Source organism: Rhodohalobacter sp. SW132, from assembly GCF_003390325.1.
Lineage (GTDB): Bacteria > Bacteroidota > Rhodothermia > Balneolales > Balneolaceae > SW132.
Genome location: NZ_QUOK01000004.1, coordinates 276,220 through 302,623, shown reverse-complemented (window position 1 = coordinate 302,623; position 26,404 = coordinate 276,220). Strand labels below are relative to the sequence as shown.

The window sequence follows — 26,404 nt, the reverse complement described above, 5'->3', positions numbered from 1 at the left end:
AAGTCCACTACTGTTTATTTTGAAACAATAATATATCCTTTTAAACTTTTTTTGAATTTGAAAAACTAAAAAAAATCCAAAACAATTCATTTTAACGATTTCTGATTGACACTCAAAAAGACTGTGAGTGTTCATGCAAGAAGTATCTCTTTGCATATTATTTATTTGTCCCCTTTCAATATTAATTTACGCATATAAAATAAAGCATCAGACTTGTTTTAGCTTTAAAAATGGAAGCGTAAATGGGAAATGAAGGAGTGATATTGTTAATAATTTTGGCTTCGGAAAGATTCATAACTGCAGATCAGAAAGAGATCTAACCGCGAGATAGAGATTGCGTTTAAGAATCTATAAGATCAAATGAAGAGAAATTGGAATGTATAAATTCACAATTCTATACAGATGCAATCAGATCTTAATCGGATCTGTGTTTCTGCTTTTATTTATGCCCAGTCTCCTCAGTGCCCAAACATTTGATATCTATGAGATACCGAAATTGAACGGGCCCATTACTCTCGACGGCAACGTTGACGAACCCGCCTGGAAAGCCATCGAACCGCTCCCTTTGGTCACTCACTGGCCTTCGTTTGGTGAATCTGTCGATTTGGATCAAACCCAAATTAGAATCGCTCACGATGAAGATTATCTCTATGTAAGCTGCAGGTGTTATGGTGACCCGGAGAATATCAGTGCACCGACTTATAAAAGAAACCAGGCGAACATGGCTATGGATGGGTTGGCAATTATTTTAGATACCTTTAACGATAATGAAAACGGGCTCATGTTTAATGTAACTCCAAGCGGGTCGAGAATGGATGGTGCCATTAGCAATGATGCCCTGGATGGCAATCTCAATATTTTCTGGGATACGATCTGGGAAGCTGAAGCAGTGATCACCGATTACGGCTGGACAGCAGAGATGCGTATCCCGTTCAGCAGCCTGCGGTTTGAAAGTGAAGAGGGGCGTGTGGAAATGGGATTGATTGCGTACCGGTACTCAGCTCATAATGTAACTTTAGAGATCTTTCCGGAAGTACCACCAAATTGGGGATTATGGAGTTTTGTTAAACCTTCTCAAACCCAAAATATCGTTTTAAATAATGTTGAAAGCCATACTCCTGTCTTTATTACGCCCTATCTTCTTGGAGGCATACAGCGGCAAGCTACATTACCCGAAGGGGACGATGGCTACCGGCACGATAGGGAGCTGACCTATGAAGCCGGACTGGATCTGAAAATAGGAATAACCGATAATACCACACTCGATCTGACATTGAATACCGATTTTGCCCAAGTCGAGGCCGACGATCAGCAGGTGAATTTGACTCGCTTCTCTCTGTTCTTCCCCGAACGGCGGCAGTTCTTCCTGGAACGCGCAGCAGTTTTTGATTTTACATTTGGCGGGTCTGACCGGCTTTTCCACAGCCGCAGGATTGGCCTACACGAGGGACAGCCGGTACGAATTTTGGGAGGTGCGCGTACAATTAGCCGTACAGGCGGATGGGATATAGGCTTGTTGTCGATGCAGACAGCACATGACCAGGGGTTGTTGTCAGAAAACCACAGTGTAGTCCGCGTCAGGAGGCAGCTTTTTAATCCTCAATCGTACGCAGGTGGTATGCTTACAAGCCGTATTGATGAAAACGGAAACTATAACCTGAGTTATGGGCTCGACGGAATTTTTAACCTCTGGGGTGATGATTTTCTGAATATTAATCTTGCACAGACAACCGACAGTGATCCCGGTGCATCCGTAATCAGTTTTCAATCCATGCGGCTGCAGGCAGACTGGGAGCGGCGAAGTTTTGACGGCTTCAATTATAACTTCAATTATAATTATTCCGGAGAACTATATGAACCGGCCATGGGATTTCAACTGCGGAGAAATTACATGCGTTTTGGCGAAAGAATTTCCTGGGGATGGACATTGGGGGATGACTCTTCCCTACAGAGGATTCAGGCCTCCATGAATGGCTCACTCTATCTGAGTAACGAAGATAGAAGCCTTGAAACTTCAGAATTCGGACCTTCTGTTGAAATAACCTGGAAACGGGGAGACTTTGCCAACGCTGAGTTTACGTACATTACCGAGGATATCCCCCAGGCATTTCAACTGGCGAATGATGTGGAGATACCCGCAGGTCGATACACTTTTCCGGAGACATCATTAAGTTATCACACACCAAGGGGAGAATCATTAAGGGCAATTTTCAGAGCCGGGGGCGGCGGATTTTTTGATGGAACACGCTTCACGGCAAGTGTTACACCGACCTGGGATCCAGCGAGAATCGTAAACCTGAATCTGTTCTACCAGTTTAACAGGATAGAGTTTAGTGAACGGAACCAGGATCTTACTGCTCATGTAGCACGGTTCAGGACTGAGTTTACATTCAGCACCAGCCTCACATTTTCCTCATTTGTTCAGTTCAATAGTGCAAACGATATCGGGGTCATCAACTCCCGCTTCAGGTATAATCCGAAAGATGGCAACAACTTCTACCTGGTGTACAATGAAACACTCAATGCCGACCGGGATAGATTAACGCCCAGACTACCGGCATCAGAAAGTCGTGCAGTGATGCTGAAGTTTGACTATACGTTTTGATAACATGTAGGGAAATCGGATGAATGGCTTCAACATTTAGAGATCGATATGTTACTATATGAAATGGCTTTAGAAAGGCAGAAAATATGGGAGGCATAATCTTCCATTCCTGAATCTATTTATGATGTGAGGCTTTCGTATTGCGATGCGTCAATCGACAACACTATAAAACAGTTAAGATATCCTGTCGCTTCGAGAATGCCCTGGACTTGAGAAGCAGCATTTTATCAATGTCGCCAGCTGGACCTTTACAGAAGAGGTGACAGGAGAAATAATCCCAAAATTGTCATCAGAGATTTAGATTCTCAGGGGTACGGTGAATTTGCTGGTGTTCATCCACAGTCCGGTAAACCATTCGCGGCGTTTCATGGCCAGCGATAGATTCAGTATCCTCTGGTTTCCGTTTTTGGTCAGATACCCACCAATGTTGAAGATCTGGTAGTGCAGGGTTTTTAGCTGATGGTTTATTTTTGACTGAAGGATCACTTGCCGGAACAGGCTAATGAAGTTGTACGCCATCATCACCACGTTTAAGGCTGCTTCGGTCGCAAAAAATCCCTGCATGTTAAAGCTGCCGGACCCAAAGTCGTATTTGAGCTCCTTGATGTGGTTTTCAGCATCCGCGCGTTTTTTATACAGCTCCCAGACCAGCTCCGGCGACAGATCCAGGCTGGTGATATAACAGCTGTAGCGATAGTTCTTGCAGATTCCCTGCTCGGCAAACAGCCGCAGCTGACGCCCTGTGGCTTTAGGGCGTGTGGGCACGTGCTGGCGAACCATCACCACCCGGCGAGGCGCCTGCCACAGCGGGCTCTGGTAGACCGACTCGCCAATCTCCAGCCCATCGGCCAGGCGCCACCAGGTCTTGTGGCCGCCCAGCAGTCGTTGCAGCGGGGCGTACATCGGTGCGGCAACAATGTAGTCAATGGCCTCGCCCTCCAGGTAGTCAAAGACCGATTTGCTGTAAAAACCGCTGTCGGCGCGCAGCAAGCCAATAGTTTTGCCTGCCAGCTTGCTGACCGTGTCGGCCAGGAACCCCTCCAGATTATTGGCCGTGTGAGCATCGCCGCTGCGCTGCCAATAATTGGCCACCATGTTCGTCTCGGCCACAAACCCCATCAGCGGATGATGGGAAGGGCGGCCCGGCTTGCGGGGATTGTATCCCTTTTTGGCTCCCTGCTGATTCCCGTAGCGCGTATGGATCGTGGAATCTACATCCAGGGTGTACTTATCGAACTGCAGCTGGCTGAAGAACCACTGGTACATCTGCGTAAACACCCGCTGATTATCACCCTGATCAAACTTGGCAAAATACCGCTGAAAGGCTTTATGGCCGGCCATACGCTGAAAACCCCAAAGCTGGCGCACGACCTCGTCGGCCCGGGTGACCTCGGTGTGTTCAAACCGGTTGGCTCCGCACCACACACTGCACATAAACTGTTTGATCAGCTGGTGTGGCGAGTACCCCCGGTTGGATCCCTGAGCCGGCAGGGGCAGCCTGTCCAGGCATCCATCAAAATCCATACGATCGAGCATCTTTTTCATCAAAAGAATGCCGCCCCAGGGGGTGATTTCTTTATCGGTAAAAGCAATTTTAAAGTCCATTGGCGTGTAAGGAAAGCTTACGGGTGAACAGGAGAGAAGAATGCACGACTAACAACCCGAATATGCACGACTAACAACCCGAATAATAGTAACTTACGGCTGTAAATTCCTAATGGCGGTCATTAGAAAATCATCCTAATGACAATTTTGGGTTAAAAGCGAAATTTTTTGGGTGTGGGACTCTACTATACTAAAGTTACGTTGTACTGTTGAGGTGTAAATGGTGCAGTAAAGACTGATCGTGAAAGAAACTCAGGTTTTAATTATCTGCGCTTGCTTCTATCTCCGAGATGATCCAGGCGTGTATAAGTGTTGCCTCTTCTTCGGATAGGCGCTCGCCAAAATCAGGCATTCCTATCGGCTCAAAAATACCCTGCCTGACAATCTGCTGAAATGCCTGGTGAGATTCGGCCGGCATTCGCAAGAGGCTTGGCATGGAGCCCCGGGCATCGCCTGTTGGCCCGTGGCAATGAGAACAGCTGGCAGCGAAGAGGGTTTCTCCACGCTCTAAAGAACTTGTGTCATCCGGGAGTCCGAGTACGTCAAGATCAAGCTCGTCCGGATCGGGTATCTTAGCACTCGGGCTGAGCGGCGGGCGGGGCTCGTCGTGGTCGAGAGCGAAAGTCATGACCCTGCCACGCTGTTCGTAGTTCGATGCTTCACCCGGCGGGGCTGTTATCCGGCCCATGGGACCCATTCCACCCCAACCTGCCGCCACGGTCACATACTGTGTACCATCAATTTTGTAGGTTACTGGCGGTGCAATAATGCCGAGCCCGGATGAATACTCCCACAATAGTGTTCCGTTGTACGCATCGTATGCGGAAAATTCCCCGCTTCCCCGGCCCTGGAAAACAAGATCTCCGGCGGAAGAGAGTACTCCTCCATTTAACATGTCCTCGCGAGGGACACGCCATCGTTCTTCTTGTTCCACTGGATCCCAGGCAAGCAGATGCCCACTTGACGGGGGTGTCGGTTCACGTGAGCTCGCTACTCCCAGAGCAATCTCTCCTTCCCTAAATGCGAACTCCGTATCATGTGCATACCTCCTCCAAGTCACTTGGGCAGGAATGTAAACGAGGCCTGTTTGCGGGTTAAAAGACATCGGGTGCCAGTTGTGTCCTCCAAGGTGACTGGGTGTCATGATAAAGGGCGCATCCTCATAACGCGCCTCCGGCAGCTCTACAGGCCTGCCGGTTTCCATGTCTAAGTGGCTGGCCCAGTTGACGGGAACAAAAGGTTCAGCCGAAATTAGCTCCCCGGTAGCGCGGTCGAGCACATAAAAAAATCCATTCTTCGGAGCCTGCATAAGCACTTGCCGCTCCTCACCATTAATTTCAAGGCCGGTGAGGATCATCGGCTGTGTGGCCGTGAAATCCCAGGTTTCACCGGGTGTGTTTTGATAATACCATACGAGTTCACCGGTATCCGGATCAAGTGCCATGATTGAAGCCAGAAACAGGTTGTCCCCGCCATCGGGGCTGCGTACCAGACGGTTCCATGGCGAACCGTTTCCTACTCCCACATACAGCAGGTCGAGTTCAGGATCGTAGACAATGGAATCCCAAGCGGTTCCACCGCCTCCAAATTTCCACCATTCTCCGGTCCACGTTTCAGCGGCATATTCCATGGCGTCTGACTCAAATCCATCTGCCGGGTTCCCAGGCACCGTATAGGTGCGCCACAACTGATCTCCCGTCTCTGCATCGTAGGCGGTTACATATCCGCGTACACCGCCAAATTCAGCCCCGCCGTTGCCAATCACCACCTTTCCGTTAAACACACGCGGGGCGCCGGTAATTGAATATCCAATATCAGCATCTGCTGTTACCGTTTCCCACACCAACTCCCCGGTTTCTTTATCAAGTGCAATCAACCGGGCATCCAGCGTTCCTACATATACTTTTCCTTCATAGAGTGCCGCTCCACGGTTTACCATCCCACAGCATAGTTTAAGCCCCTGAAGCCGCGGCACATCCGGGTCGTACTGCCATAAAAGTTCGCCCGTTCGGGCATCCATCGAATAGACCGTACTCCACGGGCCAGTCAGATACATAATTCCATCCACTACCAACGGTGTGGCCTGCACACCCCCGCGCATTGAAAAGTCATAGCTCCAGGCCAGGCCAAGCCGGTCTACATTCTCCCGGTTGATTTGATCAAGTTCGCTGAACCGAAGTTCGTTGTACGATCCGCCGTGGGTCAGCCAGTTGCCCGGTTCAACCGCAGCAGCCATAATCCGCTCCGTGTTGACTACTGATTCTGATGCCGGAAATATTTCCGGATCATCGGCACATGATGCAACGATAATTAAAATTGAAGTGAATAAAAGAGGGTATCTCTTAGAGTAGGTTTGATTTCCTGTTTTCATAGTGAGAAAGTTTTTTATTATTTATCATCCCCTTGAGAGATAATCATGACGCGCCGCTAACTTAGTTGTCTACAAACTCAATAATCTCTTGTGCAACCAATTCGGGAGAAGTTTCATTAGCTGCATGACCCTCACCATCAAGCCACGCAGTCCGGGCATTTGGTAACAGGTCATCGAGTGCCTGAGTTGCAAATGACGGATGATCTGCAGTTTCGGTTCCCGCCAGCAAAAGCGTCGGTACGGATATATCACTGTACCGGTCCACTTCAAATTGTGCATCTACAAGCGCTTCTATTTCGGCTACGGTGTGCGGCGTATGCTCGAGTAGGTGATCCCAATGGGGGGTTGTTTGCATTTCTGACAACGCCTCAGCCGGAACCCCTGCCTCTTCTATGAGAAAAATTACCAATGACTCCTCATAACGCCCATCCTTAGCTGCACTATGGATTCGCTCCCAGATGTCATCCACAAATTTTCCATGAAATCCATGTAAAGGCGGTTCATACAAAATCAGGCCTGCGATCTGTGCACGTTTTGCTGCTTCGAGTGAAATAATAGCTCCCCCAGAATGTCCCAATAGGTAAGTATCGGGACCGGCTTCTTCGAGCACTGCAATAATATCGTTTACATCGTGTTCCAGTGAATATTCAGGGCGGCCCTCGCTTCCACCGCGCCCCCATCGGTCAACCACATAGCAAGTGAATTGGTCAGACAACTCTGACAGCTTCCCGGCAACAGGTGTCCACTGTTTACTACTGTTAAGAGCACCATGGACCATTACCAATGGTACCGGGCCCGATCCGACTTTGGTGTATGCGATGCGGGTGCCATCGGCTGAGCGGACGGTCTTCTGTTCAGGGTCATCAGAAGCTACAACGGTTTCCTGTTCTTCGGTCACGATTTCGCCGGAATCCGCCTCAACCTCGTTATCGTTACTACACCCAGCGACCGCGAACAGCAGCATGAGGATGGTTATTGAAAAAGTTTTGGTTAAGTAAGTCATGATTGTTCTCCTTTTTGGATAACAGATTGATATTCTTATTGGGGGATTTTCTTTTTTTGTCTATTGCCATTCATTGTTGCGACCACTCGCCAGAAAGGAACTCCTGCATCACGTGAATAAATTCCCCGGAACCGGGGAAAGAACCGCCCCATCCCTCGAATAGTAAGCCGTGATTTCCATTGGGTACAATCCAGAGATAGGCATCGGGAATTGCCCGATACATACGCACTGCAATTTCCATTGGGAAATGTTCATCGCGGTCACCATGCACAATCAGGGTTTCTGCCGATATTGTCCCCATTAATGGTTCCGTGAAGTTCATGTCCCGATAATTCGCTGCCACATCACGAAAATTCGCTGACAATTCCCGGATTTGTTCATCATTACCCGGATGCCACCGTCGTAACAGCGTAAGAACTTCCGGAGGAAACCCCTCGAGTCTGACATTTCGCTGAATAGCTCGTGACGTTTCCGGGAAATGTGTTGTACCGCCGAGCAGGACAAGAGACTTGAACCTGTCCTGCTGCAAGGTTGCAGCATGTATCAAGCTCATTGCACCGCTGCTGAACCCGACAGCTTGTACCTCCTCGATGCCAAGGTCATCCAATACCGCAAGCATATCCCCACCACTTTTTTTGTGGATAAATGTATCGTCCGGATTACTTGATCTCCCATGCCCCCGCATATCGGGTACAATCACGGTGTACGACGATGCAAGATCATCCAAGAATGGTTCCCAAAGTTCGCCGGTGGCTAAAAAGCCGTGTACAAGTAAGAGAGGCGGGCCCTCCCCACACACACGATAATAGATCTCCGCGCCATCGGGAGTTATTACTTTATGAGATTCCTGCGCATTTAGCGGATAATCGCTAAAGATTAATAGTGTTATTAATATTATGGTTGAGTTAATGATTGTGTTGTTTTTTATTGAGTATCTCATGCTATTCTTCCTATTTATTATGATGCTAACAGACATAAAGTGATGATTTTAAATAATATAAACCCTCATACCTCTGTATGTTAGAATCCTATAAATTCTGCAGCCAATCCGCATATAATTGAATAGTATTTTCATCCCGAAGTATATCTTCGACATGATTCAGGCCGGGTATAATCACTACTTCCGCATGCGAAGCATACTCCTCCATCACCGCGGGAAATTCTTCGGCATAGAACGTATCATCTTGTTCTCCAACCACCAGGAGCATGGGTTTGTCGATCTCTGCCAAATCTTTTTCATAGTTCCGGGGCCCGAAACCCTGTGCCATACGCCATGACCAGCTCAGTGTGTGATAATCCGTTCGATAGAACTGAGGCCTGTTGAAGTAAACAACCTCAAGTCCATCCAATGCCGTGAAACCAAAGTTATTCAATATGTTTAAAGCGATTATTCTCGGCAGGCGGACATGTGAGTATCCGCCAAAATTTTCACGTATTGTAGGTGCATCTTTATCGAGAAATGGTGCCAGCAACAAATATCCGTCAACACCCATATTCTGTTCACCACTTGCCAGACGTATCGCCAGGCCCCCGCCGGCAGAGTGGCCGGCAACGACTACTCTTGCCTGCGGATTCTGTTCTCCTACGTCCGCGATAAGGTCGGCAAGATCGTCCTCAAGCTGATTAACGTATTTGATATCACCCCGCCGTCCTGGGGTTTCACCATGCCCGCGCAGATCCGGTACATATACACTAGCAACCGATTCAGCTGACAAAAAAGAGGCTATCTCATGCATATAAACCCCATAGCCGCCTCCACCATGCAGAAGAATCAGTGCAAGTTCATCCTCTTCGGATGGATAAACCCTGAGCGGCAGTTCAGCTCCGTCACGTGCGGTATAGTAGGAGCCCGGTTTTACTTCAGACAATCTCTCTGCAGGTATTAGTTCAATCGTCTGATCCGAGTCCGGTTCATACATTGGCCAGGCAATCATTACTGCGAGAATAACGATTACCAAACCAATGAATCCTGATAAACCAAAAAGTACTTTTTTCATCGTTTAACCTTTTTTCTTCTTTATGAGAAATCAGTTACGTAGAGGCTTCATTAAACCGAAATCGATGCCGGCTCAATATTCTGATTCACATTGAAAAAATTATCCGGATCGTATTTGTCTTTCACTTTCTGAAGCCTTTCATAGTTATCCCCGTAGGTACCTTTGATGCGATCTTCTCCTTCCTCCATCATAAAATTAATGTAGGCCCCACCGAGGGTGTAAGGATGAAGGGCTTCCCAGTAATCCCGGGCCCAATTTGTCATCATTTCGTTGTTTTTCGGGTCCGGATCCACTCCTACGATCACCATCGACCAGATAGCATCGCGATTATTCCAGGCGGTATCATGTTTATCGGGTTTATGTGCAGCTCCATCTACCGGATAAAGATGCATGGTTGATAGTGGGGTGGGTACCTCTGCAAACCGAAGGTGTTCGGCAACGGCTTCATCCGGGATCTCCTTTACAAAATCGCCTTTCCAGTACAACTGGTAGCCTGGGGGATAGAGTCCGTCGAACATACTTTGTAGCGCCGGGTAAGGCATTTCCGGAGTGAATTCAAACAGCGGTTCGGCAACATCACGTGCCTGTTGAATGAAGCCGTCAAATTGATCTTCCGGCCCGGTATAGCACCAGAGCAACCCGCATACTTTCTCGCCGTGGATTGCCTGGGGGAAGGGATCGCCCGCGGGAACGGCGGCCGTCAGATAAAAAGCATACACATCCTCCGGCAGTTGATGCAGCCACTCCCGGTACCACTTCAGGGTGGGCTCCAGTTTGTCGATAGGCCAGAACAGGGGGCCTGCGACGACATTTTTGACAGGGTGTAATTGATATTCGAAGGAAGTAACCACACCAAAGTTGCCGCCGCCGCCGCGCAAAGCCCAGAACAGATCCGGGTTTTCGTCTTTGCTTACGTGGACGAAACTACCGTCGGCCAGTACCACGTCTGCACTTAGCAGGTTGTCGATGGTCAGACCGTACTTTCGGGTCAGGTAGCCGTGACCGCCGCCCAGGGTAAGCCCTCCGACACCGGTTGTAGATACAATCCCGCTTGGCAGAGCCAGGCCAAATGCGTGGGTGGCGTGATCGACCTGCCCCCAGGTGGCGCCGCCTCCGACCAGCACCGTTTTTTTCTGTGGATCGACATGAGTAAAGTCGATTCTTGAAAGATCGATCACCAGACCGTCGTCCACCAACGCCAGCCCGGGGCCGTTGTGACCGCCACTGCGAATGGAGGTTCGAATACTGTTTTCCCTTGCAAAATTGACGGCTGAGATCACATCCGATGTATTTTGGCAATAGATGATATACCGGGGTTCCCGGTCGATCATTTCATTATATATTTTTCTTGCTTCATCATATTCAGTGTCACCCGGCTGAACGAGTTTTCCCCTTAGTGCAGTTTTCAGGTTCTCAACATTGTTTTTATTCATTTTGATCTCCGTTAAGTTTTTGGGTTGAACAGCTTCCGAAATTTAAATGTTTATCGTTCTGTGATCGTTATATGGAACCATTTAGCTCAATTTCGTCAGGAATTTTTTTGGATTCTCATTGTATATTTTTCAGGTTGGCCCGGGCACGCTGCTCAAGAAATGGCATTTTATGATTCCGGGCTTTGGAGACGGCCTTTCGTAATTTCTTTTGAGCGTTCACCAGATCCGGCGGACTTTTTCTCAGGTAAATATTCCCTCTGATTCGGTATATCTCCGGCAGCATCCACTGATAACCGGTCTCTTCACTTTCTTTTACAGCCCGGTTCGAAATGGCCATCGCTTCCTCCCATTCTCCCTGATCACTTAACGCATCTGCAACCAGGCTGCTGAAATACGGACGATCGATCCCAATTTCTGCAAGGTCAAGTAACCGCAGCCCCTCCAGCATCCCATTAATTCCTTTTTCTTTAAAACCCAAACGATGTTGTGAGTACCCATTGAGTATTTCACAAATTGACATAAAATCCGGAAAGCTATGATCGCTTGAGGTTGCCAAAACTTCTTCAGATAATTTTATTGTGGCGTTTACATCGTGTGAAAGATTACAGAGCCAGGCAAAGTGGGTCTTCACATAATTCAGGGTATACGGGTGATCTATTTTTGTTGCCTGTTGCAGAGCTTCATCTCCAAGCTTTTGTGATTTTTCATTGTCTCCGGCCAGCCATTCCGCCATAGCCAGGCGAACCATACAGACGACAGAAGGATCCTGGCCAAATCGGAGAATGTGCTCTTGCTGATCCCCGGGATTATACAAGTCCAGCCCTTCCTGGAAAAATTTTTTGGCTTCAGCGAATCTGGCCTGCCTGCTAAGTGTTACACCCAAAACATAACAGGCTTCCACACGTTCGATGTTGTCTCCGGTTGATATGGCCTGGTCATATAACTCCCTGCCGATCTGTACGGATTCTTCGATACGGCCATGAACTAAGATGGAAATGGCATAAATCCGTTTGACAGGGAATGGAGACCGCTCATTCAAGTTTTCAGATAAGGAAAAGATCCGGTCGCATGCTTCCAGGACTTCATCCGCTCCGTATCCTTTTATATGAAACAGTGTGAGTACAAGCCCCGTCTGAAGGTCGCGTTCCAGCCGATTACGCTCATCCCCTTCCGGGAGTTCGTTTAGCATTTCAACTGCCCGTTTTAACAGCATTTCGGACTCTTCATTGGCATAGATCTCTCGGGCATGTTCGGAGGCAGTCTGGTACCAGGCAATGGCCTTCTCCACCATACCGGCACGGTCGTAATGAAAAGCCAGCCGGCTGCTGACGGCATTCAGGTTATGGCTGTGAAGGGCATCAATTGCCCCGGCGATCTGTTTGTGGAGATATCGTTTCCGGGTGTTGGTCATGGTACGGGCAGCAACTTCGCGCAGCTTATCGTGGCTGAAGTCGTACCCCCCGGAACGTAATTCTTTGATGATATGATGGTGCAGAAGTTCTTCCAGTGACCGAATGATAACCGGCTCTTCCAGACCGGAGGCATACACAAGGATATCAAATCTGAATTCACGCCCGATGGCTGCGGCCAGCCACATCAACTCGCGGGTTTTTTCGGTTAGCTGTTCAAACCGGGCGGAAATGATGGCATTTACTTTCGGAGGAAGTGGCATAGATTCGCTATAGTGTTCTGAATCCAAATCAGCCAATGGTTTCTGTTTCTCAAAACCGGACTCCACGCCCCTGAAATACCCCTGTCTGATCATCTCCACAACAAAGAGGGGATTTCCTTCACTTTCTCTAAAAATATGCGGATTGGGATTCATATCACTCCCGATCACCTGAGCGGCCAGTTCCAAAGACTCCGATTCGACAAGGCCGTCCAAATTGATCTCTGTCATACTGCCGGCGCTGCGCAATTCAGTCAGTAGGTTTTGGAGGGATTCATTGGCCGCTCCTTCCATCGGACGGAGGGTCCCGATTACCATCAGCTTCGCTGATTCCTCAACATGAAACAGATAGGCCAGCCATTCCAGGGTTTCCCGGTCGCACCACTGAAGATCGTCCAGGAAAAGTAGTTTGGGTTTATCTTCGGATAGAAACGCTTTTGCCAGTGCTTCAAAAAAATGACGCCGCTGCCATTTTTCACTGAGAGGGCCGGGATGCGGAAGCTCGGGAAAGGTAACCAGCAGCTCAGGCAGCAGTCGCGCTAATTCCTTTAGCCAAACAGGATCCAGCCGTGGCCATAGCTTGTAAAACCCTTCTTCACGCAGCCAACCGGCAACCGGCCCGTAACTGAGCATTCCCGCAGTTTCATAAGATCTGGAATAGGCCGCTGTATATCCCTGCCTTCTCACGTTATGCAGCAATTCCAGCCCCAGCCGGGATTTTCCGATCCCCGGCTCTCCTGATATACAGACAAACCGGCAAGCCCCATTCAATGCCTGCTTCCAGTTGTGAAGCAGGGTTTTCCATTCATGTTTTCGCCCCACCAGATCCCAATCCGGTGAAAGCTGTTTTCCGGTTTTGGGTTCTTTATCCGATTCATCTCCACCGGGTATTTCTCCGTCGGCCAGGCGTTCGGCTGTTTTTTGGAGTTCCGGGGCAGGCTCAACGGCGAGTTCCTGTTGAAGCACCTCTTCACACTCTTTGTATAACCGGAGTGCTTTTGAGCGGTCACCGTTCAGCGCGTGTAGGCGCATCAGATCTTCCCAGGTTTTTTCTTGCAGGTTATCGCAATTTAGCAGTCGTTCGGCATAATTGATCGCTTTTTGATAGCGCCTGTTGTTTTCAAAATATTCGATTAGCTTTTGCAGTGCCGCGGTGTATTTTTTTTTCAGAGCGGTGCGGAAAGGCTCAATCCACGCCTCGTAACATTCGGGAAAGAGATCGCCCCGGTAGAGTTCGGCAGCCTTCTCAAATGACCTGGCCATTGCAGCAGGATCATGCTGATCTGCCAACTTTTTTGCCTGGTCGATAGCATGCTCAAAATCAGCCACATCCAGGGTAAAAGGGCTTTCGGGGTTCCATTGAACGGTTTGTTTGTCTAAGAGTAAAAACCGATCGTTATCAGGAATGGCCTTACGCAGGCGATGCAGCAACTGTCTCAGGTTGGTTCTTGCCTGTGCTTCGGTTGAATCGGGCCAAAAACAAAAGGAGAGGTGTTGGCGAGATTGGGGTGAACCTCTGTTTAAAACCAGATATACCAATAATGTTTGCAGCCGCATCGAGTGCAAACCGGGTACTGGCTTGTTTTCACAAATTACATGAAAAGCACCGAAAAGCCGGATTTGAAGATTGCTATTCATGGTTGTTTAGCACCCGTTTGGTCAGCTTTAGCTGTATGAACTCGCCCTATTCCTTGTTCTCCAAAATACATCTATGCAAGGTTCCGGGTTTCTGGCCATCGTCGCCTTTGAAGCCCGTGATACTTAATAGTCACGTTTAGCGGTTGATATATCGAGTAAAACAACCATTCTATCCCAATAATCTTATCGGGACGGAATGAGTCGCGAATCAATACATCAAACTCTCCTAAGACCTGGCAGAATCTCGCAGGTTCTCTACTGTCATATGTTCAACCGCTAATCGATGTCTATTCTATTAATATTAAGCCAAAAATCCCCAGTTTTACTATCATTTTTATCAGAATTTCCAGATAGATTACAATGAACTTTAACCGGAAGGCCAAATAAGGAATGAGGAGAGGAATGGTTAAAAAACTAACTCATGATAATGCCTCTGATCAATGTTCAATCTTATAAAACTATTCTTATTTCTGAGCAATAATCATGAAAGTCTCCATAGGAAAAACCACTCCCCGGTCGTCTGTATAAACTTCAAGAGAGTGTTTCAAATCAGTAACCAGCTTCTTTCGTATCTCCGGATCCATTGTTTCGATCTCTTCGGCGAGTGGTGAACTGGCAGCTTCGCGTCTCAGAAACTCTTCGGGTGACGGATATCGCATGGAGATGATGTCAAGATGAATTTGAATATCCTCAAACCCTGCCTCTGCAACCATGGTTCGTATTGTTTTTTGATTAAAGAAAGGATTATACTTCGTAAATAGAATATTTAATTGAAGTATAACCCATTGCTCTTATTGATTTTGAATCATTTGATTATGGGGTGTGAATTGCAAACTGCTGATCCGCACACTCATTGGGCCCGTTGCTGGCGCCAAATGAACTTTCAGCAGTACAACCGCCTGCATAGGTGTTGATCTGTTCATTAACCATTCCCGGAATTTTCTCCCCGTGTGTCCGAATGACCAGGTGAATTTCGGCTGACTGTGGGTCAACCAATCCTTCACGGCACATGTCAAGTTCTCCTTCTTGTTCTATCAGCTCCAAATCAAACGCATTCCAGGGAGCCTGGCATCCACTTATATCATCGGTACGCAGTGATCCGGCAAAGTTCCCCATGCCGTTTGTTCCGATCACATGGCCGGCTGCATAAAGAACGGATCCACCCACATCGTCATTAAAAAGATCCGGTTCTCCGCAACCTTCACCCCGCACATAAACTGCTTGATTAACTGGTGTGGCGAGTACCCCCGGTTGGATCCCTGAGCCAGCAGGGGCAGCCTGTCCGGGCATCCATCAAAATCCATACGATCAAGCATCTTTTTCATCAAAAGAATGCCGCCCCAGGGGGTGATTTCTTTATCGGTAAAAGCAATATTAAAGTCCATTGGCGTGTAAGGAAAGCGTACGGGTGAACAGGAGAGAAGACTGCACAACTAACAACCCAAATAATAGTAACTTACAGCTGTAAATTCCTAATGGCGGTCATTAGAAAATCATCCTAATGACAATTTTGGGTTAATACTTTTCCTTTTTTTGAAAAAACTTTTTCCCATTTAAGTACCTCAATTTGAACAAAAAGTTTGTACAAAATTTATCCTAGCTTTATTTGATCGATAATATAGATCATTGGCATCCGACTCTTAATAAAACAACTTCAAAGCTTAGTCCAAGCTTGATGAAGTTAGCGAAAAGGATCACCTGAGTCCTTTTTATTTTCTCCAGTATGGCTCCATATTTTCTGTACTCTATGCACTTCATATCCCGTTGCCTGTCGCCTTGCCCCAGTACCTTTTCTTTAGCTTAGGAATTTTTTGAAGCATTCTCGAGGTTCGCCATTTCATTAGTTTCACTAATTGGCTTATCGATGTGTTTGGGGTATACTCCGTGTGGATACCATGTGTTGGCCAACATCCTGCAGACCAAATACAACGACATGTGCTCTCTCTATCCTCAGAACTTCAGCCAGCCCCAGCCATAGTCAACCGGTAGGCTCTATTCATTATGTAGTTGGTCGGGTGGATACTGAAATTCTACACTGGTGTTAACCTGAAATTTGGTTTTGATTTGGACTGACAAATTAAAGAGTATTATACAAGCTACTTGCAAATTTTTTTTCATTTGGGTATATAGAAAATAGTAAAGTTATCTATATATAATTCTGTACATAGATAAACTTTTGCTCTAAAGTGATGAGAGTGGTGTTGATAAAGAGATTGAATCATATTTATCATGAAGCCTGAAACAAAGTTTGATTATCAACAGTTTAGCGAATCTCCACTACTTGAAAAGCAATGGGTGAGAAAGGTTCGGGAAGAGGGCGACAGGGCGGCTTTTGAAAAAATATTCAGAACATACTATAAACAGCTTACCGGGTATGCGTTTACATTTATACGCTGCCCGCAACATGCTGAAGATATAGTACAAACTGTTTTTTTGAGGATATGGTCAAATAAAGAAAGCTGGGATCCTCCCGGTAAAGTCAAACCATACCTATTTGCTGCCATAAAAAATGAATCATTAAATGAAATCAGGCATAAAAAGATTCAAAACGCCACTGAAGAAGAACTTTTAGAATTGTTTACGGAACTCAAAAGCAATTCTACTCTTCGAAAAGATACGGACCTTGTAGTTCTCAAAGATACTATTCAAAAAGAGATTGATTGCCTTCCTATACACTGCAAGGAAATATTCTTATTGAACCGGAATAGCGGCCTTACCTACAGAGAGATAGCTAACCATCTGGATATATCTATAAATACAGTAAACACACAGATGGGACGGGCTTTAAAGATGCTGCGAAAGAACCTTTCTGATTATGCACCTCTTTTTTTAACAACTTTGGCATCGATTTTTAAAACGTTGTTTTAATGTAAAGTAGTTTGTCAAAGCTAAAAAGATAATAGAAGGATCTTTTGGTAGAGTTTCTACATTCAACAAACTTCAGTATCTGGACTCACTAAAAAATTCCAAGTAATACCAATTTTTTTTTCTCTTTTGTCACAGTACCTCCAATCTCATGTGTAATAGCTAATAAATAACGTAATAACTACTAAGTAGTAAGAAATATGGACCACAATATGCCATGGGTAAAACTGGCAAAGTACTTTGCAGGTGAGTTGACCAAAGAGGAGGCTAAAAAAATGGAAATCTGGATCAAAGCTGACTCTAAGCGGGAAGAGCAGATTGATTTCATATATAAAATTTGGGTTGAATCAGGAAGTTTCCCCTATGAAATTAACGTAGATAATGCCTGGAAGACCCTTGAGTATAATATGGATCGAATGGATAAAACACCGAGTGCAGTAAATCAAAAGTTTACGGAGAACGGTTATTCTCGCAGAGATCACTCTGAAGTATTAAATGATAAAGCTAAGGAACATCCCGGCAGACATTTGAGGCGTATTGCGTTAGTTGCTGCTTCAATACTTATTCTGCTAACTACCGGCCTGCTGACATATCAAAATCATCAGGCGTTGCAAAAGGCTGAAAATGCAGAGGAGATTGCAAAAAAAGTATTGTCCACAAAAAACGGTGAAAGAGCTGTTTATACCCTAAATGACGGTTCAAAGGTTGTTTTACATGCGGATAGCAAGGTGGAAGTTCCGCTTCATTTCAATTCAAATAAGAGGGAGATATTTCTTGAAGGGGAGGCATATTTCGAAGTGACTCCCAATCCCGATGTGCCATTTGTAGTACATTCAGGAGAAGCTTATACCCGTGTATTAGGAACAAAATTTCTTGTCAGGGCCTGGCCAGGTGAATTTAAAAATATTGAGGTGATTGTAGAAGAGGGTAGTGTGTCACTGGGTGGAAATCGGGATCAGTCTTCACCCATTAATCAGGAAGTAACTATTTCAAAAAATCAAAAAGGTATACTGGCTCATGATTATTCCCTGACAGTTAGTGAAGTTACAAACCTGCGCTGGCATCTGGGCTGGATTGAAGGTCGGCTTATCTTAGAAGACAGGAAACTGAGCGAAATTTTACCGCTGATTGAACGATGGTATGCAGTAAAAATTATTGCAGAAGGTAGTGGAATAAAGGAAAGAAGGCTTACTGCAGAAATAGACTATACTCAGCCGATGATGGAAATTTTGAAAGGAATTGCACTGTCTCTTGATCTGAACTTTACCAGAGAGGGACAAATAATAACTTTCAGCCCGGCTGATGAAATTCAAAAAGATTCATTAAAGTAATATCTGATGATTTTGAGGACAATCTTACAAACAATGTTGGTGCGATTCATAGCAGCTCTGGTTGCGATTTTGATGGTTGTACCTGGTATTACTGCACAGGTTTCAAACTCAGAATCGACCAGCACCAGCGAGCAGATATTGGCGTTTCAGAATCAAATGCCGAAAGAAGACAGCGATGCTTATGCACGTCTTCATAAGGTAATTAATCTTCATCTGCAGAACGCAACACTCGAAGAAGCATTGAATTCAGTTGCAGATCAGGCAGGTTTAAAATTAATGTACAGAAAAGCGCTTCTACAGGAGGAAAAGAAATATTCGTATGATGGCAAATCTTTTACGGTGTATGAAGCACTTTGGGAAATCCTGGATGATACTGGACTTCAGTTTGCCATATCTAATAATCAGCAATTGGTATTACTGAGAAGTCGGAGTAGTTTTCGTTCTGATTTAGAGGCGTATGCTATTTCACAGGCGCAAACCGGTTCTATAACAGGTAGAGTTACAGATGCTTCAACAGGAGAAGCCCTTTTCGGAGCGAATATTCTGGTAGAAGATACATCTATTGGTACAGCTACAAATATTGATGGTGAATATACTCTGCAACGACTGCCTGCCGGAGAGCTAATTCTTATTGTACGCTACCTTGGCTATATAACCAAGAATATTGAGATAACTATTGTTGCTGGTGAGACTATAGAAAGAAATATTTCTCTTGAACTGGATCAGGTTGAAGGTGAAGAGGTAGTTATCGGTGCACAGGCACTTGGACAAGCACAGGCTATTCGAACACAGCTTTCCTCCAATTCTATTGTTAATGTTGTATCGGAAGACCGTCTTAAAGAGTTGGCTGATGCAAATGCTGCTGAATCACTTGGTAGGCTACCGGGTGTTTCAATTGTACGGGATGGCGGAGAAGCGAGAAATGTTGCCATCAGGGGACTCTCTTCCCGTTATAACAACATTACTTTCGATGGTGTACGGCTTCCTTCCACCGACTTTGATGGGCGATCGGTGGATTTACATTTCATTTCACAGGAAATGCTATCTGGTATCGAACTGTATAAATCCAACCGGCCGGATATGGATGCCGATGCGATTGGCGGCACGGTTAATTTTAACCTTGCAAATATTCCTGAAGAATCTTTTCTCCGTTTCAACTTGAAAGGAGGGTATAGTGGGCAAGTAGAGGCATTTGAGAATTTTGGTGCGTCCGTGAGCGGCAGCCGGCGGTTCTGGGAAAACCGAATTGGGTTTGCTGGTTCTTTTGATATACAGCGTAATGACCGCAGTTCTGATGAATTATTAACAACATACAGTGTTGTCAGGCCGAGGCGGGCCGGGGAACCTCATGCTCCTCTTGAAACAAGTGATATGAACGTATTTGCTACAAACGAAACAAGAGATCGAATTGGCGGGAGTTTAATGTTTGATATACATATACCGAATGGAACAATCTTTCTTTCAGGATTTGCAAGCCGCCTCAACAGAGATGTAGGAGAGCTAAGGCGTAGGTTGCTTTTGGCTGAAAACCGGCAACAATGGCATTATCGAACCCGAGAAATTGAAGTGGATGTATATTCAACCAGACTGTCAGGGGAGCATTCGTTTCCTTCGCTGAATAATGTAAAACTGGAATGGCGATTGTCCCATAGCGTTTCTTCACGACATCATCCATTTGATCACGATGCCGAATTTCGTGAGCGAAATGCCTTTCGACCTGAGGTTAATTTAAGAGGCGATATCACCACACTGGCAGATTTTGCATATAATGATTTTCGCAATACCGAATTGAGACGTACCGACTTAACAGAAATTGATGCCAGGGAAAGAGATGCGATAGGTCAGATAGATATAACACTGCCCTGGGCGGTTTCCGATTTATTTCGGGGTGATTTAAAATTTGGAGGGAAAATATTAGATAAAGCACGTGACCGTGATAACAGGCTAACCTCTCTATTTATGGCAAATTTCAATGATGCTACCCTGATTAGTGAAGAAGGCAGGGAAATGGTCACCACCGATCTGGGTAATATTTCCATGATTAACTATGTGGATGAAAATTATAGCAGAGAAAATCTGTTTCTGGGTAATTTTGGATTACCCCATGGACTTGACCGGGATTTGGTAAACTCTATTTATCATATTCACAGAAGTCGATTCGTAGATGATCTGTCTGCACTGACTGACAATCAGGGAGGTAAAGAGCGTATATCTGCGGCGTATGTTATGGCCGAAATGAACATAGGATCACGGTTGATGTTCATGCCCGGTGTTCGGTATGAACAAACTGATGGCCAGTATGAGGCAGTTCATGGTGTAATGTCCGGTACTTTAAATCATACAGGCTGGGTTGCAGATACGAGTGCGACAAGAAACTTCGATCAAATATTTCCGATGTTTCAGCTGCGATATGAAATGACTGATTGGTTCCAGGTTCGGATGGCATATACCAAAAGTAGTTCCCGCCCAAGCTTTTCTGAAATGGTTCCACGTTCAGCTATAAATCCGGAAGGCCGGTGGGTTCGAAGAGGAAACCCGGGCCTGTTGCCATCTGAAGCTATAAATTATGATCTATTTTTCACTTTTTCTGGTAACCGGATTGGCATGTTTACAATCGGCGGATTTTATAAGGAAATTGATAATCTGATCTATTTGAGAGAGATGAGAATTCTAGCTGACTATGAGGAACTTGGTCTGAGCCGAACGGAACGTAATTATCAGCTTGTGCAGCCATTTAATAATCCCCTTGAAACAAATGTAAGAGGACTAGAAGTTGAGTGGCAAAGTAATTTCACGTTTTTAAGATCACCATTTAATGGGATAGTTATCAACGCCAATATCACTGCCATGAATACGGAGACTCAGTACCCAAGGTCTGAGGCTATTCGTACCTCAGAAGGTATTGTCAGAGTTGATACATTCCGTGTTGGCAGTATGCCTCAACAACCAGATTATGTCGCCAATATTTCAGTAGGTTACGATTATCGTGGTTTTTCCGCCCGTGTAACAATGTTACACCAGGGTCCCCAGCTGTTTTCTGTTGGATTGAAACCCGAGTTTGATTCCAATACGCAAAAATTAAATCGGTTTGACGCTGTGATCAGACAGCAACTGTTTGGAGAAAATTTGAGCATCTATCTGAATCTGCACAACATTACCAATGAACCAGATGCTGCTCAACTATTTAGTGATGTTTTTCCGACAAAAAGAGAGTTTTTCGGAAGATCTTTTGATTTGGGGGTGAGGTTAACTTTTTGAGTTACAGTCCCGAAATCATCTGAAGTACATTAAAACCATAACAAAAAGGAGATACAGCGTATGTACATTGATACAAAGCAACATGCCAAAATTGTGATGCAGGGATTAAGAGCCACTCTGCTTTTATTTTTAATTTGTATTCTAAGTGTGTTTAATGAGGTTAACGCACAAACATATATAGACGTCGAACCAGATAATTATCCGGCAGAAATCGGTAATCTCAACATGGCCATAGAAGAAAATGGAGCCGATGGGGTTATCTTTAGATTGCAGCGCGGCGAAGTATACTGGACAGAGGCAACCATTATAAACGAAGATTATCACCTCATTATAGAAGCCGAAGAGGGCGATGGGCATCCACCCATCATTAGGCCAGGTGTAGACATCGATTTTGCAGGTCACCATCCTATTCATGCCGAAAATGACTTAACGGTTCGGGGAGTCTATTATGCCGGGATTGATGATCAGGGAGCCTGGAACGGAAATATGCGAATCAGAACCGAAGGGCATACGGGGAGAATAGAAAACTCCTATTTCGCTCATCATGGTTGTTTCATACTAAGAAGCGATGCCGATAACATCAGCTGGTTTGTATCCGACTCCCAATTCAAACATATGGGTCAAACCACGGATCCGAGTTGTGGCCGGGTATGGGACAGCAGGGGAAATAATGCAGACAGTCTCGTATTTGTAAACAATACGATGTACTTGGGTACTCATTTCCCGCTTCGAACATTTGGCGGAACAGTAAACTATTTTGAATTCGATCATAACACGGTTGTGGACTGGGGATACCATTTGGAGATCGGACTTGCCAAAGAGCTGGTATTTACAAACAATCATATGGTCAATATCGGCTGGCGTGGTAATTCTGGCCGAGACGGTACTGGATATGCTGATCACAGCGTATTGACGTTTATGAGTGCCGACCCGATTGAAGCCTTTAATGATGAGGACCGAAACCTGGTGATTCGCAATAATAATCTTGGCACTATGCGGCAGGAATATGTGCAGGTGCTGCAGGATCACTGGGATGCTAACATAGCTGATGGAGATTCGGTGGCTTTTACCGAAGAACCGGCGGCACGGCCATTTATACATGATCAGATGATGGATTCAACAGGATTCAACCTGCAGGAACTGGGTGTACTGGTTTTTGAAGATAACATCACTGAAAATGAAGAAGAACTACAGTTTACCGACCGTCCCGACTATCAAAATGTTGTGGAATACATAACGGCATATCTTGAAGATCCTTCCCAAGAACTTCCTTTACCATGGGACAGAAGAGAAAATTTTAACGGAGATGATGAGGATCCTCCATTCTCAGGGTCTATTGGTGTTGATACATGGCGCGATTTCAGTTATAACGAGTCAGCACAATCGTTCACGGCCGCCGAGAATGGTTTTCCTATTGGGGATTTGAACTGGTTCCCTGAGTTGAAGGATCGTTGGGAAGCTGGAGAAATGCCGACAAACATTGAAGAGCCTGACCAGATAGCTACCGAATTCAAACTGTTAGGAAACTATCCCAACCCGTTCAACCCTACAACCAACATACAATATCAACTGGCTGAATCCTCGGATGTAACACTTAAAGTGTATAATATTCTCGGGCAAATGGTTGATAATATTGAATTGGGCGCACATTCTGCAGGCACGTATGCTGTAACATACGACGCTTCCAGTCTTTCCAGCGGTACTTATTTAGTTAGAATGGAAGCCGGAAGTAGGGTTCAATCAATGAAAATAACTCTGATTAAGTAAGACCATCAAACGATCAGTGTGATATATGAAAATACAGGGGTGTGTTCTTATGCAGAGAACACATTCCTGCTTTTTATACTCTGAAAATGGCAGAAATCATTTATTAAAAAGACAAAATCTGTGATGAACATATTTACTATCTCACCCGCTTATTTATTCATCTTATCTATACTTGGAATAGTCTTCGTGGTAAATGATAATAATAAAGACAGGCAGGAATCTCCGGCTGCCGCTTGGCAGGATATAACCACCACTGAAGACGTCTGGAATCAGTATCCGGGAAAAATTCATACTATTTTTTCATCACTAAATATAGACTATCCCGGATTAGAGCCGGTAAAAACTGCCCTTGAAAACTCTGATACTCTGTCTGCCGCTAATTTACTTTTAGACTATTACCGATCTGGAGAATCAGCAAAATGGTTGAGGGAAAAATCGTACGAATATTCTGACCCCGATGACCAGGAACAAGCCGAAAATGTACTACAAAACAAGATTACCCGTACCGGTGCCACAGTTGAAATTCCAACAACTGATGGTGGAGGATGGGATTGGAATTATACTGGACCAGATCAGGATGATGAATTTGGCTATAATCTAAACAGACACAGATATTTTTTCCATTTACTCAATGGTTGGCACGAGACTGAAAATGCTGAATATGCTGAAAAATTTGATCAAATCGTTCGCGATTGGATTCTTAATAATCCCCTCACCGAAAAGGGCGACAGGTTCTGGGAAGTCCACAGAACAACTACACAAGAACTGGACTGGCGTGATATTGGTGAAGTAATCTGGCGTGATATTGATGCAGGTATCCGAATGGGAGAGAGCTGGCCACAGGCTTTTTTTGGCTTTCAACAAGCAGATGAATTTACACCAGCTGCCAGGCTATTAATGATTCACAGTTTTATTATCCATGCCGACTACCTGCAGGAATACCACCAGGTTCACCACAATTGGGCCACCATGGAAATGAATGGGCTGAGTTATATAGGGCTGACATTTCCGGAATTTCAACAATCCGAAGAATGGATCGACTATGCACTGGAAGTAATGGAAGCTGAAATCAACGGTGGACAGGTATATCCCGATGGAGTACAAATGGAACTGGCAACAAATACACATTGGGTGGCACTGAGCCGCTTTGAAAACCTGGTCGAAAATTTCAGGGAAGCCAGCAGAGCGGTTCCTGATTCCTACCTGCAACATATCGAAGGAATGTATGATTACCTGGCTTACAGTATGCGCCCCGATGGCTTTCAGCCTCTGAACAATGACTCCGACCGGGAGGATCTGCGCCCGCGTGTTTTGCGGGCATCAGAAAATTATGACCGGTCGGATTGGAAATTTATCGCAACAAACGGTGAAGAGGGTGTGGAACCTGATGGTCTGCCTTCACGGGTATTTCCCTGGGCAGGACTTCATGTTATGAGAAACGGCTGGGACCGGATGAGTCACTGGGCATTTTTTAAAACCGGGCCGTACGGAATCGGACATCAACACAGAGATAAACTGCATTTGTCTGTTCACGCATACGGTAGAGACCTCTTGGTTGACAGCGGACGATTTACTCATGAAGATTATTTCAGTTTTGATCCCACAGTCTGGCGGGGATATTTCCGAAGTACCTTTTCGCAAAATGCAATTCTGGTGGATGGCGCCGGCCAGGATGTATGGGAAAGAATCGCAGAAGAACCCCACGAGGAAGGCCGGGATTACATCAATACTGGAGAGCTGGATTTTGCCCGGGGTACATTTAGCGACGGTTATGAAGGAATTGAAGGTCAGGCGGATCATACACGGGCAGTAGTTTATGTAAAAGACAGGTATTGGGTGGTTGTGGATCGTTTAACAACAGACCGGCCACGAGAGATACAAACCCTGTGGCGATATGCACCTGATGCCAATGCAGTGATAGAAGAACTACAGGTTGTTTCCAATGATCAGGGAAAAGGAAATATCAGGGTTGTTCCCTCAGGTGATATTCACTGGGAGCTCGAAATAATAGAAGGCCAGACCGAACCCTATTACCAGGGGTGGTACAGCAGGACGTATGGTGAGAAAGAACCCAATCCTACAGCTATCTATTCAGCAAATATCGAGGGTGATTCTGTTTTTGCATGGATACTGGTCCCGGCAGACGGGCTCGTTCCCGAAGTTCAATCTACCATTGTTAATGAGGATAATGTGGATGTGGAGATACAAGTAGCGGGTGAACAGCCGGTTGTTGTAACTGTTCCGCTGGACGATGGACTGCCAGAAATTAATAATCTTAACTGACCGATATGAGGAAAATAATTATGTCTGTGATCTTTAGGTTCAAATATGTCATCGCCTGCCTGACAGCTATTTCGATGATAACAGTTTTTTTCGATAACATTACTGACCAAAAACCTGATAATGTTTTTGAAGCCACACTGATTTATGGAGAGGATAACATGCAATTCTCCGGAATATCCACCTATTCTTCCATGCCGGGCATGATCTCTTTTTATCTGGAAGACGCGGAGCCTGTCATCTGCAGTATTCATATACTCAAATTGTCAGATGAAGGCCTGAAAAAAGGTGAATATCTCACGAATTCTCAAGAAGAACCCCGTTCAGGAGTGGTATGTGGAGTGCCATATACTGATGAACATGATGAAGATAATAACAGTGATGAAGCTGTCTCAAAAGAGCGTGTTTCATCCATTTCGGGTGAGGTGATAATTATGGAAGTGTCACAAGCTTATGTCAGTGGATCCTTTGATGTAACATTGAATGGCAATAAATCAGGTAAGGAATTTAAGCTTACCGGTAAGTTTACTTCTTATTCCAAAATTTAAACCTGTCATATGAATCCAAGCCCTTTAACTTTTT

At 45.5% G+C, this 26,404-nt stretch carries 18 protein-coding genes; 7 read left to right on the top strand and 11 right to left on the bottom strand.

The genetic code is table 11. The features are described from left to right. The first annotated feature begins 445 nt into the window (after positions 1–445). Positions 446–2,605: a carbohydrate binding family 9 domain-containing protein gene (locus DYD21_RS10310; protein WP_147303556.1), complete on the top strand. Its 2,160-nt coding sequence runs from the start codon at positions 446–448 to the stop codon at positions 2,603–2,605. A gap of 297 nt (positions 2,606–2,902) precedes the next feature. Here the strand turns inward: DYD21_RS10310 and DYD21_RS10305 are convergent, their stop codons facing one another. The 11 genes from DYD21_RS10305 to DYD21_RS21490 form a co-directional block, all read right to left on the bottom strand. Then, entirely contained in the window at positions 2,903–4,210 is a 1,308-nt protein-coding gene (locus tag DYD21_RS10305) for an IS1380 family transposase (RefSeq protein WP_116036156.1), read from the bottom strand. Between the two features lie 259 nt (positions 4,211–4,469). Then, positions 4,470–6,581 carry a PQQ-dependent dehydrogenase, methanol/ethanol family gene (locus DYD21_RS10300; protein WP_116036154.1) on the bottom strand — a complete coding sequence of 704 codons (2,112 nt, stop codon included), beginning with the start codon at positions 6,579–6,581 and terminating at the stop codon, positions 4,470–4,472. Between the two features lie 61 nt (positions 6,582–6,642). Continuing rightward, positions 6,643–7,584 (bottom strand): alpha/beta fold hydrolase, encoded by a 942-nt coding sequence (locus tag DYD21_RS10295; protein WP_116036152.1) that lies wholly within the window; start codon positions 7,582–7,584, stop codon positions 6,643–6,645. A 70-nt stretch (positions 7,585–7,654) separates the two neighbouring features. Continuing rightward, positions 7,655–8,524 carry an alpha/beta fold hydrolase gene (locus DYD21_RS10290; RefSeq protein WP_158551519.1) on the bottom strand — a complete coding sequence of 290 codons (870 nt, stop codon included), beginning with the start codon at positions 8,522–8,524 and terminating at the stop codon, positions 7,655–7,657. A gap of 88 nt (positions 8,525–8,612) precedes the next feature. Continuing rightward, the gene (locus DYD21_RS10285) at positions 8,613–9,581 is read right to left on the bottom strand and encodes an alpha/beta hydrolase (RefSeq protein WP_116036146.1); all 969 of its coding nucleotides are present in this window, start codon (positions 9,579–9,581) and stop codon (positions 8,613–8,615) included. A 50-nt stretch (positions 9,582–9,631) separates the two neighbouring features. Then, the gene (locus DYD21_RS10280) at positions 9,632–11,014 is read right to left on the bottom strand and encodes an FAD-binding oxidoreductase (RefSeq protein WP_199535500.1); all 1,383 of its coding nucleotides are present in this window, start codon (positions 11,012–11,014) and stop codon (positions 9,632–9,634) included. A gap of 115 nt (positions 11,015–11,129) precedes the next feature. Continuing rightward, positions 11,130–14,321 (bottom strand): BTAD domain-containing putative transcriptional regulator, encoded by a 3,192-nt coding sequence (locus DYD21_RS10275; RefSeq protein WP_116036143.1) that lies wholly within the window; start codon positions 14,319–14,321, stop codon positions 11,130–11,132. A 464-nt stretch (positions 14,322–14,785) separates the two neighbouring features. Next, positions 14,786–15,034: a hypothetical protein gene (locus DYD21_RS10270; RefSeq protein WP_116036141.1), complete on the bottom strand. Its 249-nt coding sequence runs from the start codon at positions 15,032–15,034 to the stop codon at positions 14,786–14,788. 100 nt (positions 15,035–15,134) lie between these two features. Then, positions 15,135–15,488 carry a hypothetical protein gene (locus DYD21_RS10265; RefSeq protein ID WP_147303555.1) on the bottom strand — a complete coding sequence of 118 codons (354 nt, stop codon included), beginning with the start codon at positions 15,486–15,488 and terminating at the stop codon, positions 15,135–15,137. Continuing rightward, positions 15,452–15,706 carry a hypothetical protein gene (locus DYD21_RS20895; RefSeq protein WP_147303554.1) on the bottom strand — a complete coding sequence of 85 codons (255 nt, stop codon included), beginning with the start codon at positions 15,704–15,706 and terminating at the stop codon, positions 15,452–15,454. Before DYD21_RS20895 ends, DYD21_RS10265 begins: the two co-directional genes overlap by 37 nt. A gap of 369 nt (positions 15,707–16,075) precedes the next feature. Then, positions 16,076–16,213: a transposase gene (locus tag DYD21_RS21490; protein ID WP_348636183.1), complete on the bottom strand. Its 138-nt coding sequence runs from the start codon at positions 16,211–16,213 to the stop codon at positions 16,076–16,078. Positions 16,214–16,550: 337 nt separating this feature from the next. Between DYD21_RS21490 and DYD21_RS10255 the strand changes: the two genes are divergently transcribed. The 6 genes from DYD21_RS10255 (at position 16,551) to DYD21_RS10230 (ending at position 26,370) form a co-directional block, all read left to right on the top strand. Next, positions 16,551–17,189 (top strand): RNA polymerase sigma factor, encoded by a 639-nt coding sequence (locus DYD21_RS10255; protein WP_116036132.1) that lies wholly within the window; start codon positions 16,551–16,553, stop codon positions 17,187–17,189. 209 nt (positions 17,190–17,398) lie between these two features. After that, a complete protein-coding gene (locus DYD21_RS10250) occupies positions 17,399–18,517 on the top strand; it encodes a FecR family protein (RefSeq protein ID WP_158551515.1) in 1,119 nt (372 codons plus the stop codon). A gap of 33 nt (positions 18,518–18,550) precedes the next feature. Next, positions 18,551–21,775 carry a TonB-dependent receptor gene (locus DYD21_RS10245; RefSeq protein ID WP_158551513.1) on the top strand — a complete coding sequence of 1,075 codons (3,225 nt, stop codon included), beginning with the start codon at positions 18,551–18,553 and terminating at the stop codon, positions 21,773–21,775. 60 nt (positions 21,776–21,835) lie between these two features. Continuing rightward, the gene (locus tag DYD21_RS10240) at positions 21,836–23,542 is read left to right on the top strand and encodes a T9SS type A sorting domain-containing protein (RefSeq protein ID WP_116036124.1); all 1,707 of its coding nucleotides are present in this window, start codon (positions 21,836–21,838) and stop codon (positions 23,540–23,542) included. A gap of 123 nt (positions 23,543–23,665) precedes the next feature. Then, positions 23,666–25,825, top strand: a complete 2,160-nt coding sequence (locus tag DYD21_RS10235) for an alginate lyase family protein (protein ID WP_116036122.1) — start codon at positions 23,666–23,668, stop codon at positions 25,823–25,825. Positions 25,826–25,830: 5 nt separating this feature from the next. Then, entirely contained in the window at positions 25,831–26,370 is a 540-nt protein-coding gene (locus DYD21_RS10230) for a hypothetical protein (RefSeq protein ID WP_147303553.1), read from the top strand. Positions 26,371–26,404: the final 34 nt, after the last annotated feature.

Bases quoted from the DNA above. Each gene is read 5' to 3' on its own strand.
- DYD21_RS10285 (WP_116036146.1), bottom strand. From the start codon at position 9,581: ATGAAAAAAGTACTTTTTGGTTTATCAGGATTCATTGGTTTGGTAATC.
- DYD21_RS10295 (WP_116036152.1), bottom strand. From the start codon at position 7,584: ATGACTTACTTAACCAAAACTTTTTCAATAACCATCCTCATGCTGCTG.
- DYD21_RS10305 (WP_116036156.1), bottom strand. From the start codon at position 4,210: ATGGACTTTAAAATTGCTTTTACCGATAAAGAAATCACCCCCTGGGGC.
- DYD21_RS10290 (WP_158551519.1), bottom strand. From the start codon at position 8,524: ATGAGATACTCAATAAAAAACAACACAATCATTAACTCAACCATAATA.
- DYD21_RS10280 (WP_199535500.1), bottom strand. From the start codon at position 11,014: ATGAATAAAAACAATGTTGAGAACCTGAAAACTGCACTAAGGGGAAAA.
- DYD21_RS10250 (WP_158551515.1), top strand. From the start codon at position 17,399: ATGCCATGGGTAAAACTGGCAAAGTACTTTGCAGGTGAGTTGACCAAA.
- DYD21_RS10270 (WP_116036141.1), bottom strand. From the start codon at position 15,034: ATGGTTGCAGAGGCAGGGTTTGAGGATATTCAAATTCATCTTGACATC.
- DYD21_RS10275 (WP_116036143.1), bottom strand. From the start codon at position 14,321: ATGAATAGCAATCTTCAAATCCGGCTTTTCGGTGCTTTTCATGTAATT.
- DYD21_RS10300 (WP_116036154.1), bottom strand. From the start codon at position 6,581: ATGAAAACAGGAAATCAAACCTACTCTAAGAGATACCCTCTTTTATTC.
- DYD21_RS10245 (WP_158551513.1), top strand. From the start codon at position 18,551: ATGTTGGTGCGATTCATAGCAGCTCTGGTTGCGATTTTGATGGTTGTA.
- DYD21_RS10240 (WP_116036124.1), top strand. From the start codon at position 21,836: ATGTACATTGATACAAAGCAACATGCCAAAATTGTGATGCAGGGATTA.
- DYD21_RS10255 (WP_116036132.1), top strand. From the start codon at position 16,551: ATGAAGCCTGAAACAAAGTTTGATTATCAACAGTTTAGCGAATCTCCA.
- DYD21_RS10310 (WP_147303556.1), top strand. From the start codon at position 446: ATGCCCAGTCTCCTCAGTGCCCAAACATTTGATATCTATGAGATACCG.
- DYD21_RS20895 (WP_147303554.1), bottom strand. From the start codon at position 15,706: ATGGACTTTAATATTGCTTTTACCGATAAAGAAATCACCCCCTGGGGC.
- DYD21_RS10230 (WP_147303553.1), top strand. From the start codon at position 25,831: ATGAGGAAAATAATTATGTCTGTGATCTTTAGGTTCAAATATGTCATC.
- DYD21_RS10235 (WP_116036122.1), top strand. From the start codon at position 23,666: ATGAACATATTTACTATCTCACCCGCTTATTTATTCATCTTATCTATA.